We start from the raw sequence: 13,254 nt of genomic DNA on the forward strand, positions 1-13,254 counted from the left end.
ACGACCGACCGGATGACGAGCACGACCCATCCCGGACAGCGCTATCCGCTCGACGGCCGCCGCGCCTGGGCGGTGTGGGCGGCCGCCATCTCGGTCTACGTCCTCGCCGTCTTCCACCGCACCTCGCTCGGCGTCGCCGGTCTCGAGGCCGCCGACCGTTTCGGCATCAGCAGCTCGCAGCTGTCGACCTTCACGATCGTCCAGGTCTTCGTCTACGCGGCGATGCAGCTGCCGGTCGGGGCGCTGCTCGACCGCTACGGCAGCAAGCGGATGCTCGGGGTCGGGCTCACCCTGCTGACGCTGGCCCAGTTCGGCTTCGCGTTCGTCCACGCCTTCCCGGCCGCGCTGCTCTGCCGGGTGCTGCTCGGCATGGGCGACGCCATGGTCTTCATCTCGGTGCTGCGCCTCGTCGCCCTGTGGTTCTCACCGCGCCGCACGCCGATGGTGACGCAGCTGACCGGGGTGCTCGGGCAGCTCGGTGCGTTCGCCGCCGCCGGCCCGCTCGCAGCCGCGCTCCACCACTTCGGGTGGACCCCGTCGTATGCCGTCGCGGCGTCCGTCGGCGTGCTCACCGGGGTCGCGCTCGTCGTCGTCGTCAAGGACAGCCCCTACGTCGACCACCACCGCGACGAGCTCCGGCTGCGGGCCATCGCGCGCACGCTGCGGGCAGCGTGGCTCGTACCGGGGACCCGGCTCGGGCTGTGGTCGCACTTCACGTCGCAGTTCGCGGCCAACATGTTCACGATGCTCTGGGGCTTCCCGTTCCTCGTTGCAGGACAAGGAGTCTCGGCGTCGACGGCGAGCGTGCTGCTCATGCTCATGGTCGTCACGACGGTCGTGTCGAGCCCCGTCATCGGCACGCTGACGATGCGCTACCCGTTCTCGCGCAGCACCCTCGTGCTGTGGATCGTCGCCGCCGCGATCGCCGCCTGGACGGTGGTGCTGCTCTGGCCGGGGCGCGCGCCGCTGTGGATGCTCGTCGTCCTCGTCGTGCTCATCGCCATCGGCGGCCCGGGCTCGATGATCGGCTTCGACGTCGCGCGCACGTTCAACCCGCCGACCCGCATCGGCAGCGCCTCGGGCATCGTCAACACCGGCGGTTTCATCGCGACCCTGACGGCGGTGGCCCTCGTCGGCGTCGTCCTCGACCGGGTCGCCCCCGCCGGGCCGTCGACGTGGGACGTCGACGCGTTCCGGGTCGCGATGACGGTGCAGTACCCCGTGTGGGCGCTCGGCATCGTGCAGATCCTGCGCTACCGGCACCAGGCGCGGCGCGCGGCCCTCGAGGCCGATCCCGACGCGTACGCCGCCATGCAGGCCGGCCGCTCCGTCACCTTCCACTGACGGTCGCGCCCCCTCCAACCGTCGAGAGGCCACGTTCCGCCGGTGCCGACCCGTCGAGTGGCCACGTTCCGCCGGTGCCGACGCGTCGAGTGGCCACGTTCCGCCGGTGCCGACCCGTCGAGTGGCCACCTGTTGCGGGCTAGCCTGCTCGGGAGGAGGAGCGATGGCGACGTGGGCGGACGTGGACGAGGTGGCCGGCCGCCTGCCCGGCGCGGTGCTCGGGGTCGCACACGAGGGCTCTCCCGCCTGGCACGCCGGACGGCATACGTTTGCTCGTCTGCGCTGGGACGACGACGGGCGCGAGCTCATCCAGGTGTGGACCGGCGAGATGGACACGGAGCAGGCGCTCGCCGACCGGCGCGACACGTTCGTACACATCGACACGTTCCGCTACCGCGTCACGATGTGGGCGCGGCTCGACCGTCTCGATCGTCGTGAGCTGGCCGAGCTGCTCCTCGAGTCCTACGACATCCGCGGTGGCCGCCGCCGGCGCGGCACCACCGGCCTCGACGACCTCCTCCGCTGACCTGAGGCGCGAACGCGGCGTTCGGTGTCGAGCTCAGCGTTCTACCAGTGAGTTCGACACCGAACGCCGCGTTCGGGGAGGGAGTCGGGTGGCCGTCAGGCGTCGCCGACGGTGAGGGCCTCGGCCTCGGTGCGGGACGTGACCTCCTCGGCGCCGTGCCCGGGCGCCTCGTCGAGCGCGCTGATGATCCGGCGAGCGGTGAGGAGCACGAGGACCGCGAGCACGACCGCGCCCGAACCCACCCAGAACGGCAGGTGGATCGACTTCTCGCCGAGGTTGCCGGCGAGCCAGGGGGCGACCGCACCGCCGCTGAAGCGGACGAAGGAGTACGCCGCCGACGCGACGGCGCGCGGGGCGGGGGAGATCTTCATGACCGTCTCGGTGATGAGCGTGTTGTTCACACCGAGGAAGGCGCCGGCGACGATGACGCCGACGACGAGCAGGGTCTTGTTGTCGGTCCAGACCGCCATGGCGGCGAGGATGATCGCGAAACCGAGCAGCGCGCCGACGATGCCGGCCAGCGTGCCGAAGCGGCGCTGGATCATCGGGGCGACGAAGACCGACGTGATCGCCAGGAGAACCCCCCAACCGAAGAAGATGAAGCCGATCTCGTGCGCGCCCATGGCGAGCGGGAAGGGCGTGAAGGCGAGCAGCGTGAAGAAGCCGAAGTTGTAGAGCAGCGCCGTGATGCCGACCGTGAGGAGGCCACGGTGGCCGAGGGCCCGCAGGGGCGCCGTGATCGAGGTCGGGTTCTCGGCCGGCGGGGTCTTGGGCAGCGTCGTCAGGGTCGCGATGAACGCGACGGCCATGAGCACGGCGACGCCGTAGAACGGCCAGCGCCACGAGATGCCGCCGAGCCAGCCGCCGAGCAGCGGGCCGGTCGCGATGCCGACACCGAGAGCGGCCTCGTAGAGGATGATCGCCTGCTTCACCGAGCCGGACGCCGCGCCGACGATCGTCGCCAGGGCGGTCGCGATGAAGAGCGCGTTGCCGAGTCCCCAGAGGGCGCGGAAGGCGACGATGCCGCCGACGGTGTCCTGGCTGCCGGCGAAGGCCGCACCGACGATGATGAGCGCGAGGCCGATCAGCAGGGTGCGCTTGGCGCCGACGCGGCTGCTGACCCAGCCGGTGCCGAGCATCGCGATGCCCATGACGGCGAGATAGCTGGTGAACAGGAGCGAGACCTGCGACGGGCCCGCGCCGAGCTCGTCGGCGATCGGCTTGAGGATGGGGTCGACGAGGCCGATGCCCATGAAGGAGATCACGCAGGCGAAGGCGATCGACCAGACGGTCTTGGGTTGGCGCCACATGGTGGTGGTCATCCGTCCTTTCGGGTGGGGTGCGGGACAGGGGCGTCCGCCGCGGCGGCGAGCAGCTCGTTCATGACGTCGATGGCGACGCGGACCCGGTCGAGGGCCGGTCCGTCGAGCTGGTCGAGGGCGGGGGACAGGACGGCCAGTCGGGCCCGGCGCACGGTCTCGAGCGCGGCACGGCCCTCGTCGCTGAGGGAGATCACCGTGGCGCGGGCATCGTCGGGGTCGGACGCGCGGTGCACCCACCCCGACGCCTCGAGGCGCTGTAGCTGGGTGGTGATCGTCGGCTGGCTGCTGTGATCGGCGGCCGCGAGGGCACTGACGCGGGAGGGTCCGAGCTCGTCGAGGAGGGCGAGCAGGCGGGCCTGCGCGAAGGGCACGTCGAAGGACGCGTGCCGGCTGGCCCAGCGCGAGAGTCGCGCGGCCGAGCGCAGCAGGTCGTTGCCCAAGGTGGTCGGTTCGGTCACTCGCCTCAATTTACATAGATAACCTATGCATCTCAAGTCCAGTGTCGCCGGCGAGGGGCCGGGCGCTCACTCGGGCGGGGCTGGGTGCCCACTCCAGCGGAGGGGTGCGGTCAGGTGAGCTGGCGCAGCACACCGTCGGCGACGTCGGCCAGGTGGTCGAGGTCGGACAGGTGGTCGAGGTCGGACAGGTCGAGGACCTGGAGGTAGATCCGCTCGGCGCCGCAGGGTCGCGTCGTCGCGGCCCATGCAGACGACCTGGGCTGCCGAGCACCGCAGCGAGGCGGGCTCCCGTCCGGCCTCGCGTGCCACCTCGCGAACGCGCTCGAAGAGCCGGCTCGCCTCGGTGGCCGACACGAACGGCGCGTTGAACTGGGCGGCATACCTCACGGCGAGAGCCGGCGTGCGCCGCTTGCCGCCACCAACGATGATGATCGGCACGCCACCGGCCTGCACCGGCTTCGCCAGAGCGGGGGAGTCGATGACGGGGTCGTGGGTTCCATGATGGCAACCACGGGTCAGGCGCGAACAATCCCGTCGACGACGACCTCGAGCATGGGCCGGACGTCGAGGTCGGCGTGGCTCGTGTCGGCCACGCTCGCGACACCGCTGACGAGGCGCATGACGTTGGCGGCGTCGACGCCCGGGCGCAGCTCGCCCTCGGCGTCGAGGTGGTCGATGACGCGCCGGTTGGCATCGCCCATGACGCGGCACTTGCGGTACATCGGGGACGCGGGGTCGTCCATGGCGGCGCAGATCTTGCTGGCCGCGCCGCGGTGCAGGGTGATGTGGTCGATGAAGTGCTCGAACCAGCCGAGCAGCATCTCCCGCGCGGGCAGACCCGTGCCGATGGCGGCGTCGGCGTCCGCAGACACTCGGTCGGTCCAGTCCTGCATGAGGGCGTCGACGAGGGCCTCACGGGTGGGGAAGTGGCGGTAGAGCGTGCCGGCGCCCACCCCCGCCCGCTTCGCGATCTCGTCCAGGGAGGAGTCGGTGCCGCGCTCGGTGAAGACGATGCGGGCGTTCGCGAGGATCTTGTCGTAGTTGCGTCGGGCGTCGGCACGCATCGGGCGAGGCGAATTCTCGGGGCTCTCCGGAGCCGGTCCGTCTGCCGAATCCCTTTGGGCGGCAACAGATCCCGGCGACGACTCGAGCGTCGCACTGCCAGCTTCGGCAGGCCTCACGAGACATCTCCCTTGCTAAAACGGAGACAGTCTCCGTATTGTGGGTCAGGCAGAACCGGAGTGGTTCTCCGCTAATCGTAGCGCCGATCGTCGTCACAGAGGAGTCCGGCACCCATGACCACCACGATCCAGCCCACCCGACAGGCCCGACGCGTCCACCTGTCGCACCTCGCCACGACCCACCGTGCCCCGCTCGTGCCCCGCGGCATCCACGGAGTCGAGGGCACCCACGGCACCCAGGGTGCCAGCGACGGTGAGCGCCGCCGCCGCACTCCCGCCACCTCCTTCACGCCCATGGCCCGCGACCTCGCCGACGAGAGCTCGCACCGCCCGTCCGTGCACCACGAATCCTGAGGTCAGAGATGTCGACCAGCACCACCGCATCACCCGTCACCCGACAACCCGAGCGCTCCACGGGGGAGCGGGCCGCCCGACGCGGCGCCATCGGCCTCGGCGTCGTCCTCGTCGCCCAGCTCATGCTCGTGCTCGACGCGACCGTCGTGAACGTCGCGTTGCCCCACATCCAGACCGACCTCGGGTTCACGCCCGCGGGCCTCTCCTGGGTGCTCAACGCGTACACCCTCGCCTTCGGCGGGCTGCTGCTCCTGGGCGGGCGCCTCGGCGACGTCTTCGGGCGACTGCGCATGTTCGAGATCGGCCTGGCGATCTTCACCGTCGCGAGCCTGCTCGGCGGCCTCGCCACCTCCCCGGCCTGGCTCATCGCCGCGCGCACCCTGCAGGGCGTCGGCGCCGCGTTCGCCGCACCGAGCGTCCTCGCCCTCGTCACGACGAGCGCGCCGAACGAGGCGGCCCGCAACCGCGGTCTCGCGCTCTTCACGGCCGTGTCGTCCGCCGGCGCGTCCATCGGTCTGCTCCTCGGTGGGATCCTCACCGACTACGTCAGCTGGCACTGGACGCTCTTCGTCAACGTCCCGATCGGGGCTGTGGTGCTCGTCCTCGCGCGCCGCTACGTGACCGAGACACCGAGGATCCGTGGCCGCTTCGACGTGGTCGGCGCGATCACCGCCACCCTCGGGTCCGTTTCCGTCGTGCACGGCTTCATCAGCGCGGCCGACCGCGGCTGGGCGTCGCCCGTGACGATCGGATCGTTCGTCGTCGGTGCCACCCTCATCGCGCTCTTCGTGCGCACCGAGGGTCGGGTCAGCTCGCCGTTGCTGCCGCTCACCCTCGTCCGCAACCGCACCCGCGGCGGAGCCCTCGTGCTCATGGCGCTCGTCGTCGGCGCACAGTTCTCGACGTTCTTCCTCGTGACCCAGTACCTCCAGCTCGTCCTCGGCTTCAGCCCGGTGGCGACCGGCGCCGCGTTCCTCCCGCTCAGCCTCGCGATCTTCGCGACGTCACGGGTCAGCGCCCGCCTCGTCGCCAAGGTCGGCCCCCGGCCGATGCTCCTCGTGGGCACGCTGGGCCTGACCGCCAGCTTCGTGTGGCTGAGCACCATGTCGACGACGAGCACGTATGCCGCCCACCTCCTGGGTGCGCTGGTGCTCAACGGTGTGTCGGCGGCTCTCGTCTTCATGCCGGTCACGGTCGTCGTGCTCGGCGGGGTCGACCGCGCCCAGGCGGGGACGGTCTCCGGGCTGCTCCAGACCTCGCAGCAGCTCGGTGGTGCCGTCGGCCTCGCCGCGATCGTCAGCGTGTACGCCTCGCAGGCGGTCCCGGGCCAGTTCGTTCCGGGCGTCGAGCCGGCGTTCCTCACGTCGGCGGCTTTCACCCTCGTGGCGCTGCTCGTAGCAGCGTTCGTGCTCCGGCCGCGCCCGCCCCAGGCGCTGACCGAGCCGAACCGCGAGCCGACGCGAGAGACGGTGGCCGTCGCCGCAGCAGACGGCGCCGAGGCGAGCTGACACCGTCCTCGGCATGAACCGGCGCGTGGTCCTGCGTCCGGTGGGGTCATCACCCCGCCGGACGCAGGACCATCTGCTGCCTCATCGAGCCCGAGGTCCGTCCAGCCAGCAGCCACGCCTGACGGACCGCAGGCGCTGCGGAAGACGACACGACCCCCGCGGCCCGGCTGGGCTGCGGGGGTCGGGCACACGGCATACGCCGGGGCGACGCCGAGCGGATCGGCAGGCTCAGTGCCCCTGCGGCATCGCCCAGCGGGCGGTCGAGGTGCCCTGCTCCTTGGCGCGGTCGAAGGCCTCGCCGATGATCTTCTCGGCGGCCTCGCGGTCGCCCCAGTCGGAGCCCTCGACGTGCTTGCCCGGCTCGAGGTCCTTGTAGCGCTCGAAGAAGTGCTGGATCTCGTCGAGGGTGAACGTGCTGACGTCGGAGATGTCCTGGACATCGGCGGTGCGCGGGTCGACGGGCACGCAGAGCACCTTGTCGTCACCGCCGGCCTCGTCGGTCATGTGGAAGACACCGATCGGGCGGGCCTCGACGACGACGCCGGGGAAGACCGGCTCGGGCAGCAGCACGAGCGCGTCCAGGGGGTCACCGTCCTCGCCGAGCGAGTCCTCGATGTAGCCGTAGTCGGCGGGGTAGGCCATCGGGGTGAAGAGGTAGCGGTCGAGGCGGATCCGACCGGTCTCGTGGTCGACCTCGTACTTGTTGCGCTGTCCGCGCGGGATCTCGATGGTGACGTCGAACTCCACGTCTTCCCCTTCTTCACGGTCTTCGGGTGCTGTCTCGGGTGCGGCTCGGGTGTCGGGGCACCCGTCGGCGGCTGACAGAATCGTCCGCGACAGTGTGTCAGCAAGGGCGGTCCTTGCGCGAAACAGCGACGGACGACGGACAGGGGGTGACCCGCGATGGCGCACGAGACGCAGCCGGGTCGCCGCGGTCCCCGCCTGACCTACGGCATGGCCGCGGTGTGGTCGGTCGTCGCGATCCTGCTCGGGTATGCCGTCCTCGACGTCGCCGACGCCGCGCCCGGTGCGCTGACGGTGCGCCCGCTGCCGCCGGCCCCGCCCACCGAGACCGTCGCGACGCGGATGCTGCCCTCGGTCCCGCAGCCGACGCTGTCGACCTCGGTCGCGCCGCCGCTGCCCTCGCTCGCCGGCGACACCGCCGCCCCGTCGGCCGCCGGCATCGAGCAGGCGCTCGCATCGGTGCGTGCGCTCCCGGCGCTGCGCGACTCGGCCCTCGTCGTCCGTGACGGGCAGACCGGGGACGTGCTGCTCGACCAGGGCGGCGACGAGCTGCGCATCCCGGCCTCGACGACCAAGCTGCTCTCGGCCGCGGCCATCGGGCAGACCTTCGCGCCCGACGAGACGCTGCGCACCGTCGTGCGCGAAGGCGACACGCCCGACGAGATCGTCCTCGTCGCGGGCGGCGACTCCCTGCTCAACCCCGGCAGGGGCGAGCCTGACGCCGTCGCCGGAAGAGCCGGACTGCGTGACCTGGCCGAGCAGGTGGCCACGGCCCTCGAGCGCAGCGGCACCATGAGCGTCACCCTCTATGTCGACGAGACGTATGCCGCCGGGCCGACGACGGCGCCGACGTGGGCATCGACCTTCCGCAGCTCGGGCATCACCGGCGCGGTCGCGATGCTCGGGCTGTCGAGCCAGCGCGCCCATGGTGGGGCGCCCGGGCCGGCCGACCCCGTCGCCTCGGTCCGGGCGGCCTTCGCCCGACAGCTCGAGGGGCGAGGGATCGACGTGAGGCTGGCTGCGCGAGGTCAGGCACCCGGCGTCCCCGGGTCGCCGATGCCGACGCCGGCCGCCGACGGTGGACCGTCCGCCACGCCGTCCGACGGGGCGACGCCCGACGGGGCGCCGTCCGACGGCGCGCAGGCGCCGACGACCGCGGCCGCGACGCCGAACGCGCCCGCGAGCGGCCCGGGAGCGGTCCTCGGCAGCGTCGAGTCCGCCCCGGTGCGCGAACAGCTGGCCCTGGCCCTGACCGACAGCGACAACGCGCTCACCGAGATCCTCTCCCGACAGGCGGCCTATCGCGCCGGCGCCGGCACCGGCTTCGCCCAGGTCGGGGCGTGGGTGGTCTCGCAGGTGGCGGCACTCGGCCTCGACACGGCCGGCGTGATCCTGTCCGACGCGAGCGGCCTCTCCCGCGAGAACCGGGTCCGCGCCTCGCTCCTGTCCGACGTGCTCGTGCTCGGCTACGACGGCCAGCACGCCGTGCTGCGGCGAGCCCTCGACGGCCTCCCGATCGGTGGCCTGACCGGCACCTTGGCGGACCGTTTCACCGGCGCCCAGCACGACGCCGCGGGTCGCGCCCGGGCCAAGACGGGCACCCTGACGGGGGCCAACGCCCTCGCCGGGAGCGTCGTCGACGACGACGGTCGGCTGCTCGTCTTCGTGGGTATGGTCGCCGGCGTGGGAACCAACGACGCGCGAGCGGCGTTGGACCGTTTTGTAGCGGCGATCGCCTCGTGCGGGTGCCGCTGACGGGCCGGTGGGCCGCTCGGGGTCCTGGTGCGCGACGGTGGTCGTGACCTCTCCGTGTTGCCGGCTGGGCTTTCCAGACACCTCGCGCGACGTCGACACCGTCACGGCACCGAAAGGGCTGGCATGACCGACACGACCCTCCCGACTCCCGTGGACACCGGACGTCCCGATGGCTCGAGGGGTGGTGCACCGGCCGTGTCCGTCGACTACGAGTTCGCGAAGCGGACCGGTCGGGCGATCGTCAACCCGGGCCCCCAGGTCTCGAGTGACGAGGCCGCGGCGATCGTCGCCGACCTGCGTGCTGCCGCTGCGTCCGCCGTGGCTCCGGTCGCCGAGACGAGCGCACTGACCGCGCCCGCTGACGCGCCGGCGCCCCTCGTCGTCGACCGTGCGGGCTGGATCAGCGCCAACGTCGACTCGTTCAAGTCGATGCTCGACCCCGTCGTCGACAAGCTCAACGCGACGAAGAAGTCGTCGACGAGCGCAACCGCGGCGGCGATCGGCGGCAAGGTCACCGGTGCCGAGATGGGCGGCCTGCTCGCCTTCCTGTCGAGCAAGGTGCTCGGGCAGTACGACCTCGCACCCGGTGGCACGCCCCGGCTGCTCCTCGTCGCCCCCAACATCGTCGCCACCGAGCGACGCCTCGAGGTCGACCCGACCGACTTCCGCCGCTGGGTCGCGATGCACGAGGAGACCCACCGGGTGCAGTTCACCGCGGTGCCGTGGCTGCGTGACCACATGGTGGCGCGCACCCAGGCGCTCGCCGTCGACCTCGCGCCGACCCCCGAGGACCTCTCCAAGCGGTTCGAGCAGCTGACGAAGAACCTCCCCGAGGTGTTCAGCTCCGGCGAGGGCATCGGGCAGCTCTTCGCGACCCCGGAGCAGAAGGCCCAGATCGCCGAGCTCACCGCCGTCATGTCGCTGCTCGAGGGCCACGCCGACGTCGTGATGGACGCCGTCGGTCCGCAGGTCATCCCGAGTGTCAGCGAGATCCGGCGCAAGTTCGACGAGCGGCGCAGCAGCTCGGTCGGCATCGACCGCCTGCTGCGCAAGCTCCTCGGCCTCGAGGCCAAGATGCGCCAGTACCGCGACGGCGCCGTCTTCGTCCGGGCCGTCACCGACCAGGTGGGCCGCGACGGCTTCAACGTCGTGTGGTCCTCCCCGGAGACGTTGCCCCGGGCCGCCGAGATCGTCGATCCGGACGCCTGGGTGCGTCGGGTCCACGGCTGAACGATGCGAGGTCCCGCAGACATGCCCGGTCCCGACCCCGCCGTCGCCGCCACCCGGCTCGCGGTGCGTGAGCACCTGGCCGACGTGCCCCAGGGCGGTGTCGTCCTCGTCGCGTGCTCGGGCGGCCCCGACTCCGTGGCGCTCGCCACGGCCCTCGCCTTCGAGGCGCCGCGCTCCCGTGTGCGTGCGGGTGCGGTCGTCGTCGACCACGGCCTCCAGGACCGGTCTGCCCAGGTCGCCGAGGCCGCTGCCGCCCTGTGCCGCGAGATCGGCCTGGACCCGGTGGAGGTCGTCCGTGCCGACGTGCGCACGAGCGGCGCCGGCCTCGAGGCCGACGCCCGGACGGCCCGCTACGCCGCCATCGAGCGAGCGGCCGACCGCGTCGGCGCGTCCTTGGTGCTCATCGGCCACACGCGCGACGACCAGGCCGAGCAGGTGCTGCTCGGCCTGTCCCGCGGATCGGGGGCGCGGTCGCTGAGCGGTATGCCGGTGCGGCGCGACCGCTTCGTCCGCCCCCTTCTCGGCCTGCCGCGGGCCACGACCCTGGCCGCCTGTGCGGCCCACGGCATCGAGCCGTGGGACGACCCGCACAACAGCGACGACTCGTTCCGCCGGGTCCGCGCCCGCCGGCTGCTCGCGACCCTGGAGTCCGACCTCGGACCCGGCTTCGGCGCCGCCCTCGCCCGCAGTGCCGACCTGCTGCGCGAGGACGCCGACTACCTCGAGAGCCTGGCCGTCCGCGCCCGAGCCGACCTGCCCGCCGGTCCCGGCGGTGAGGGCATCGACCTCGACGCGCTCGGGGCCCTGCCACGGGCGATCCGCACGCGAGTCTGGCGGATCCTCGCGGCCGAGGCCGGCGCACCGCTCGCCGACGTCAGCGCCGCGCACGTCGAGTCGCTCGACGCGCTCCTCACGTCCTGGCACGGACAAGGCCCGCTCCACGTGCCGGGCGGCATCGCCGTCGCGCGCACGGGCGGGGCGATCGTCTTCAGCCCGCTGCGTCAGACCGCCCCCGCCTGAGCCGGGCGAGAGGCATACGCCCGGCTGGAGGAGTGGCTCGGGCGGCTCGCGGCTGAGCCGCACGGCCCGCGTCCCCGGCGGCGACGGCACCCGGCCGCGTGCGGTTGAATGGACCCGCCCCGCACGACCCCGCGCAACACCCCCCGCAACGCACTTGAGGAGCCTTCGTGGACCACGAGCACATGGGAGATGACCTGGCCAAGGTCCTGCTCACCGAGGAGCAGATCCAGACCCGCCTCTCCGAGCTCGCCGCCGACATCTGGCGGGACTACGAGGGCAAGGAGTTCCTCCTCGTCGGCGTCCTCAAGGGTGCCGTCGTCGTCATGGCCGACCTCATGCGCGCCCTGCCCGGCACCGCGCCGATGGACTGGATGGCGGTCTCGTCCTACGGTTCCGGCACGAAGAGCTCGGGCGTCGTGCGCATCCTCAAGGACCTCGACACCGACATCAGCGGTCGCCACGTGCTCATCGTCGAGGACATCATCGACTCCGGCCTGACGCTCTCGTGGATCAAGTCCAACCTCGAGTCGCGCAAGCCGGCCTCGGTCGAGATCTGCACGCTGCTGCGCAAGCCCGACGTCGTCAAGGTCGACATCCCGGTCAAGTACGTCGGCTTCGACATCCCCAACGAGTTCGTCGTCGGCTACGGCCTCGACTACGCAGAGAAGTACCGCAACCTGCGTTGTGTCGGCACCCTCGCCCCGCACGTCTACGCCTGACCTCGGCGGCCTCCGGTGACCTTCTCGATCGTCGCCCGCCAGGGTGATGCCCACGGCATCGCGGTCGCGAGCAAGTTCCTCGCCGTCGGTGCGGTCGTCCCGGCCGCCCGTCTCGGGGTGGGCGCGGTCGCGACGCAGTCCTTCGCCCGCGTCGCGTACCTCGACGAGCTCCTCGGGCGCCTCGCTGCCGGCGAGCCCGCGGACGAGGCGCTGGCGGCCGCGACCGCGCTCGACGAGGGTCGCGAGACCCGTCAGGTCGGCATCGTCGGGCTCGGCACGGCCGCGACCTTCACGGGTTCGGAGTGCAACGACTGGGCCGGCGGCGTCGCGCGCGACGACGGCGACACGGCATACGCCATCCAGGGCAACATCCTCACCGGTCCCGAGGTCGTCGAGGAGATGGAGCGCGCCTGGCACGAGACGGCAGGCCAGCCGCTCGCCGGGCGACTGCTCGCCGCGCTCGTGGCCGGCGACGCCGCCGGTGGCGACTCCCGTGGACGCCAGAGCGCAGCCCTGTATGCCGTCGAGCCGGGTTCCGGCTACGACGCGTGCGGGGTGCTCGCCGACCTGCGCGTCGACGACCACGTCGACCCGGTGAGCGAGCTCGGACGCCTGCTGTCTGACTGGGAGATGTACTTCGGCAAGCCCGAGGACGTCGCCCCGCTCGCGGGCGAGCTCGCCGACGAGGTGCGCGGAAGGCTGGCACGGGCCGGGTTCACCGACGCCGACGTCGCGACGGCCCTCGCCGACTGGGCCGGCAACGCGAACTACGAGGCGCGCCTGAGCCCCGACGGCATCGACCGGCGGGTCCTCGAGGCCCTCCGCGCCGCGACCGACTGACCCGCACCCCCGGCGCCGCGGTCCCCGAACTGGCGGGTGGTGAGGTGTCCGGGAGCTGTGGTGGGCGCGGCGGCCCCACACTGGCGGTCCATGCGGGGGAGCGTGCGGCAACCGGTTCCGGGCCGGGAGCCCGGGCACACGGCATACGTCATCGGCGTGCCCGCCCGGTCGGCACGCCGATCCGTGCGTGGGCTGGTTGGTCACCAGCCCGCCGCATGCGGAACACTGGTAGTCCCCCGGACGTTGTGCCGGT

General features: G+C 72.3%; 14 protein-coding genes. 9 read left to right on the forward strand and 5 right to left on the reverse strand.

The window, feature by feature from the left end:
- The first annotated feature begins 12 nt into the window (after positions 1–12).
- Together NR112_RS07405 and NR112_RS07410 are read left to right on the forward strand one after the other, a co-directional pair.
- Positions 13–1,344, forward strand: coding sequence for a nitrate/nitrite transporter (locus tag NR112_RS07405; protein WP_256793353.1), 1,332 nt, complete (start codon positions 13–15; stop codon positions 1,342–1,344).
- A gap of 163 nt (positions 1,345–1,507) precedes the next feature.
- On the forward strand, positions 1,508–1,870 hold the full coding sequence (locus tag NR112_RS07410; protein ID WP_256793354.1) for a hypothetical protein: 363 nt from the start codon (positions 1,508–1,510) through the stop codon (positions 1,868–1,870).
- A gap of 95 nt (positions 1,871–1,965) precedes the next feature.
- On the opposite strand, the gene NR112_RS07415 is transcribed toward NR112_RS07410, so the two are convergent.
- From NR112_RS07415 to NR112_RS07430, 4 genes are all read right to left on the reverse strand, one after another.
- Complete coding sequence (locus NR112_RS07415) at positions 1,966–3,192, reverse strand: MFS transporter (protein WP_256793355.1); 1,227 nt, start codon at positions 3,190–3,192, stop codon at positions 1,966–1,968.
- On the reverse strand, positions 3,189–3,650 hold the full coding sequence (locus tag NR112_RS07420) for a MarR family transcriptional regulator (RefSeq protein WP_256793356.1): 462 nt from the start codon (positions 3,648–3,650) through the stop codon (positions 3,189–3,191). Before NR112_RS07420 ends, NR112_RS07415 begins: the two co-directional genes overlap by 4 nt.
- Before the next feature lie 66 nt (positions 3,651–3,716).
- A complete protein-coding gene (locus NR112_RS07425; protein ID WP_306216949.1) occupies positions 3,717–4,169 on the reverse strand; it encodes an LLM class flavin-dependent oxidoreductase in 453 nt (150 codons plus the stop codon).
- Positions 4,166–4,714 carry a TetR/AcrR family transcriptional regulator gene (locus NR112_RS07430; RefSeq protein WP_256793358.1) on the reverse strand — a complete coding sequence of 183 codons (549 nt, stop codon included), beginning with the start codon at positions 4,712–4,714 and terminating at the stop codon, positions 4,166–4,168. Before NR112_RS07430 ends, NR112_RS07425 begins: the two co-directional genes overlap by 4 nt.
- Positions 4,715–4,945: 231 nt before the next feature.
- Here NR112_RS07430 and NR112_RS07435 point away from each other — a divergent pair, with 231 nt between their 5' ends.
- Positions 4,946–5,185, forward strand: a complete 240-nt coding sequence (locus NR112_RS07435; RefSeq protein WP_256793359.1) for a hypothetical protein — start codon at positions 4,946–4,948, stop codon at positions 5,183–5,185.
- Between the two features lie 8 nt (positions 5,186–5,193).
- Positions 5,194–6,693 (forward strand): MFS transporter, encoded by a 1,500-nt coding sequence (locus NR112_RS07440; RefSeq protein WP_256793360.1) that lies wholly within the window; start codon positions 5,194–5,196, stop codon positions 6,691–6,693.
- 228 nt (positions 6,694–6,921) lie between these two features.
- Here NR112_RS07440 and NR112_RS07445 read toward each other — a convergent pair whose 3' ends face one another.
- On the reverse strand, positions 6,922–7,440 hold the full coding sequence (locus NR112_RS07445) for an inorganic diphosphatase (RefSeq protein WP_256793361.1): 519 nt from the start codon (positions 7,438–7,440) through the stop codon (positions 6,922–6,924).
- Positions 7,441–7,596: 156 nt separating this feature from the next.
- Between NR112_RS07445 and NR112_RS07450 the strand changes: the two genes are divergently transcribed.
- The 5 genes from NR112_RS07450 to NR112_RS07470 all read left to right on the forward strand — a co-directional run bounded on the left by NR112_RS07450 (position 7,597) and on the right by NR112_RS07470 (position 13,001).
- Positions 7,597–9,192, forward strand: coding sequence for a D-alanyl-D-alanine carboxypeptidase/D-alanyl-D-alanine-endopeptidase (locus NR112_RS07450; protein ID WP_256793363.1), 1,596 nt, complete (start codon positions 7,597–7,599; stop codon positions 9,190–9,192).
- Between the two features lie 123 nt (positions 9,193–9,315).
- A complete protein-coding gene (locus NR112_RS07455) occupies positions 9,316–10,422 on the forward strand; it encodes a zinc-dependent metalloprotease (protein ID WP_256793364.1) in 1,107 nt (368 codons plus the stop codon).
- Positions 10,423–10,443: 21 nt separating this feature from the next.
- Positions 10,444–11,442 carry a tRNA lysidine(34) synthetase TilS gene (tilS, locus tag NR112_RS07460; RefSeq protein ID WP_256793365.1) on the forward strand — a complete coding sequence of 333 codons (999 nt, stop codon included), beginning with the start codon at positions 10,444–10,446 and terminating at the stop codon, positions 11,440–11,442.
- A 167-nt stretch (positions 11,443–11,609) separates the two neighbouring features.
- A complete protein-coding gene (gene hpt, locus NR112_RS07465; RefSeq protein ID WP_020145118.1) occupies positions 11,610–12,161 on the forward strand; it encodes a hypoxanthine phosphoribosyltransferase in 552 nt (183 codons plus the stop codon).
- A gap of 15 nt (positions 12,162–12,176) precedes the next feature.
- Complete coding sequence (locus NR112_RS07470) at positions 12,177–13,001, forward strand: DUF1028 domain-containing protein (protein WP_256793366.1); 825 nt, start codon at positions 12,177–12,179, stop codon at positions 12,999–13,001.
- The last annotated feature ends 253 nt before the right edge of the window (positions 13,002–13,254 follow it).

Origin of the sequence: Terrabacter sp. Ter38 (genome assembly GCF_024519435.1) — a bacterium.
In the GTDB taxonomy this organism is placed as follows: Bacteria; Actinomycetota; Actinomycetes; order Actinomycetales; family Dermatophilaceae; genus Terrabacter.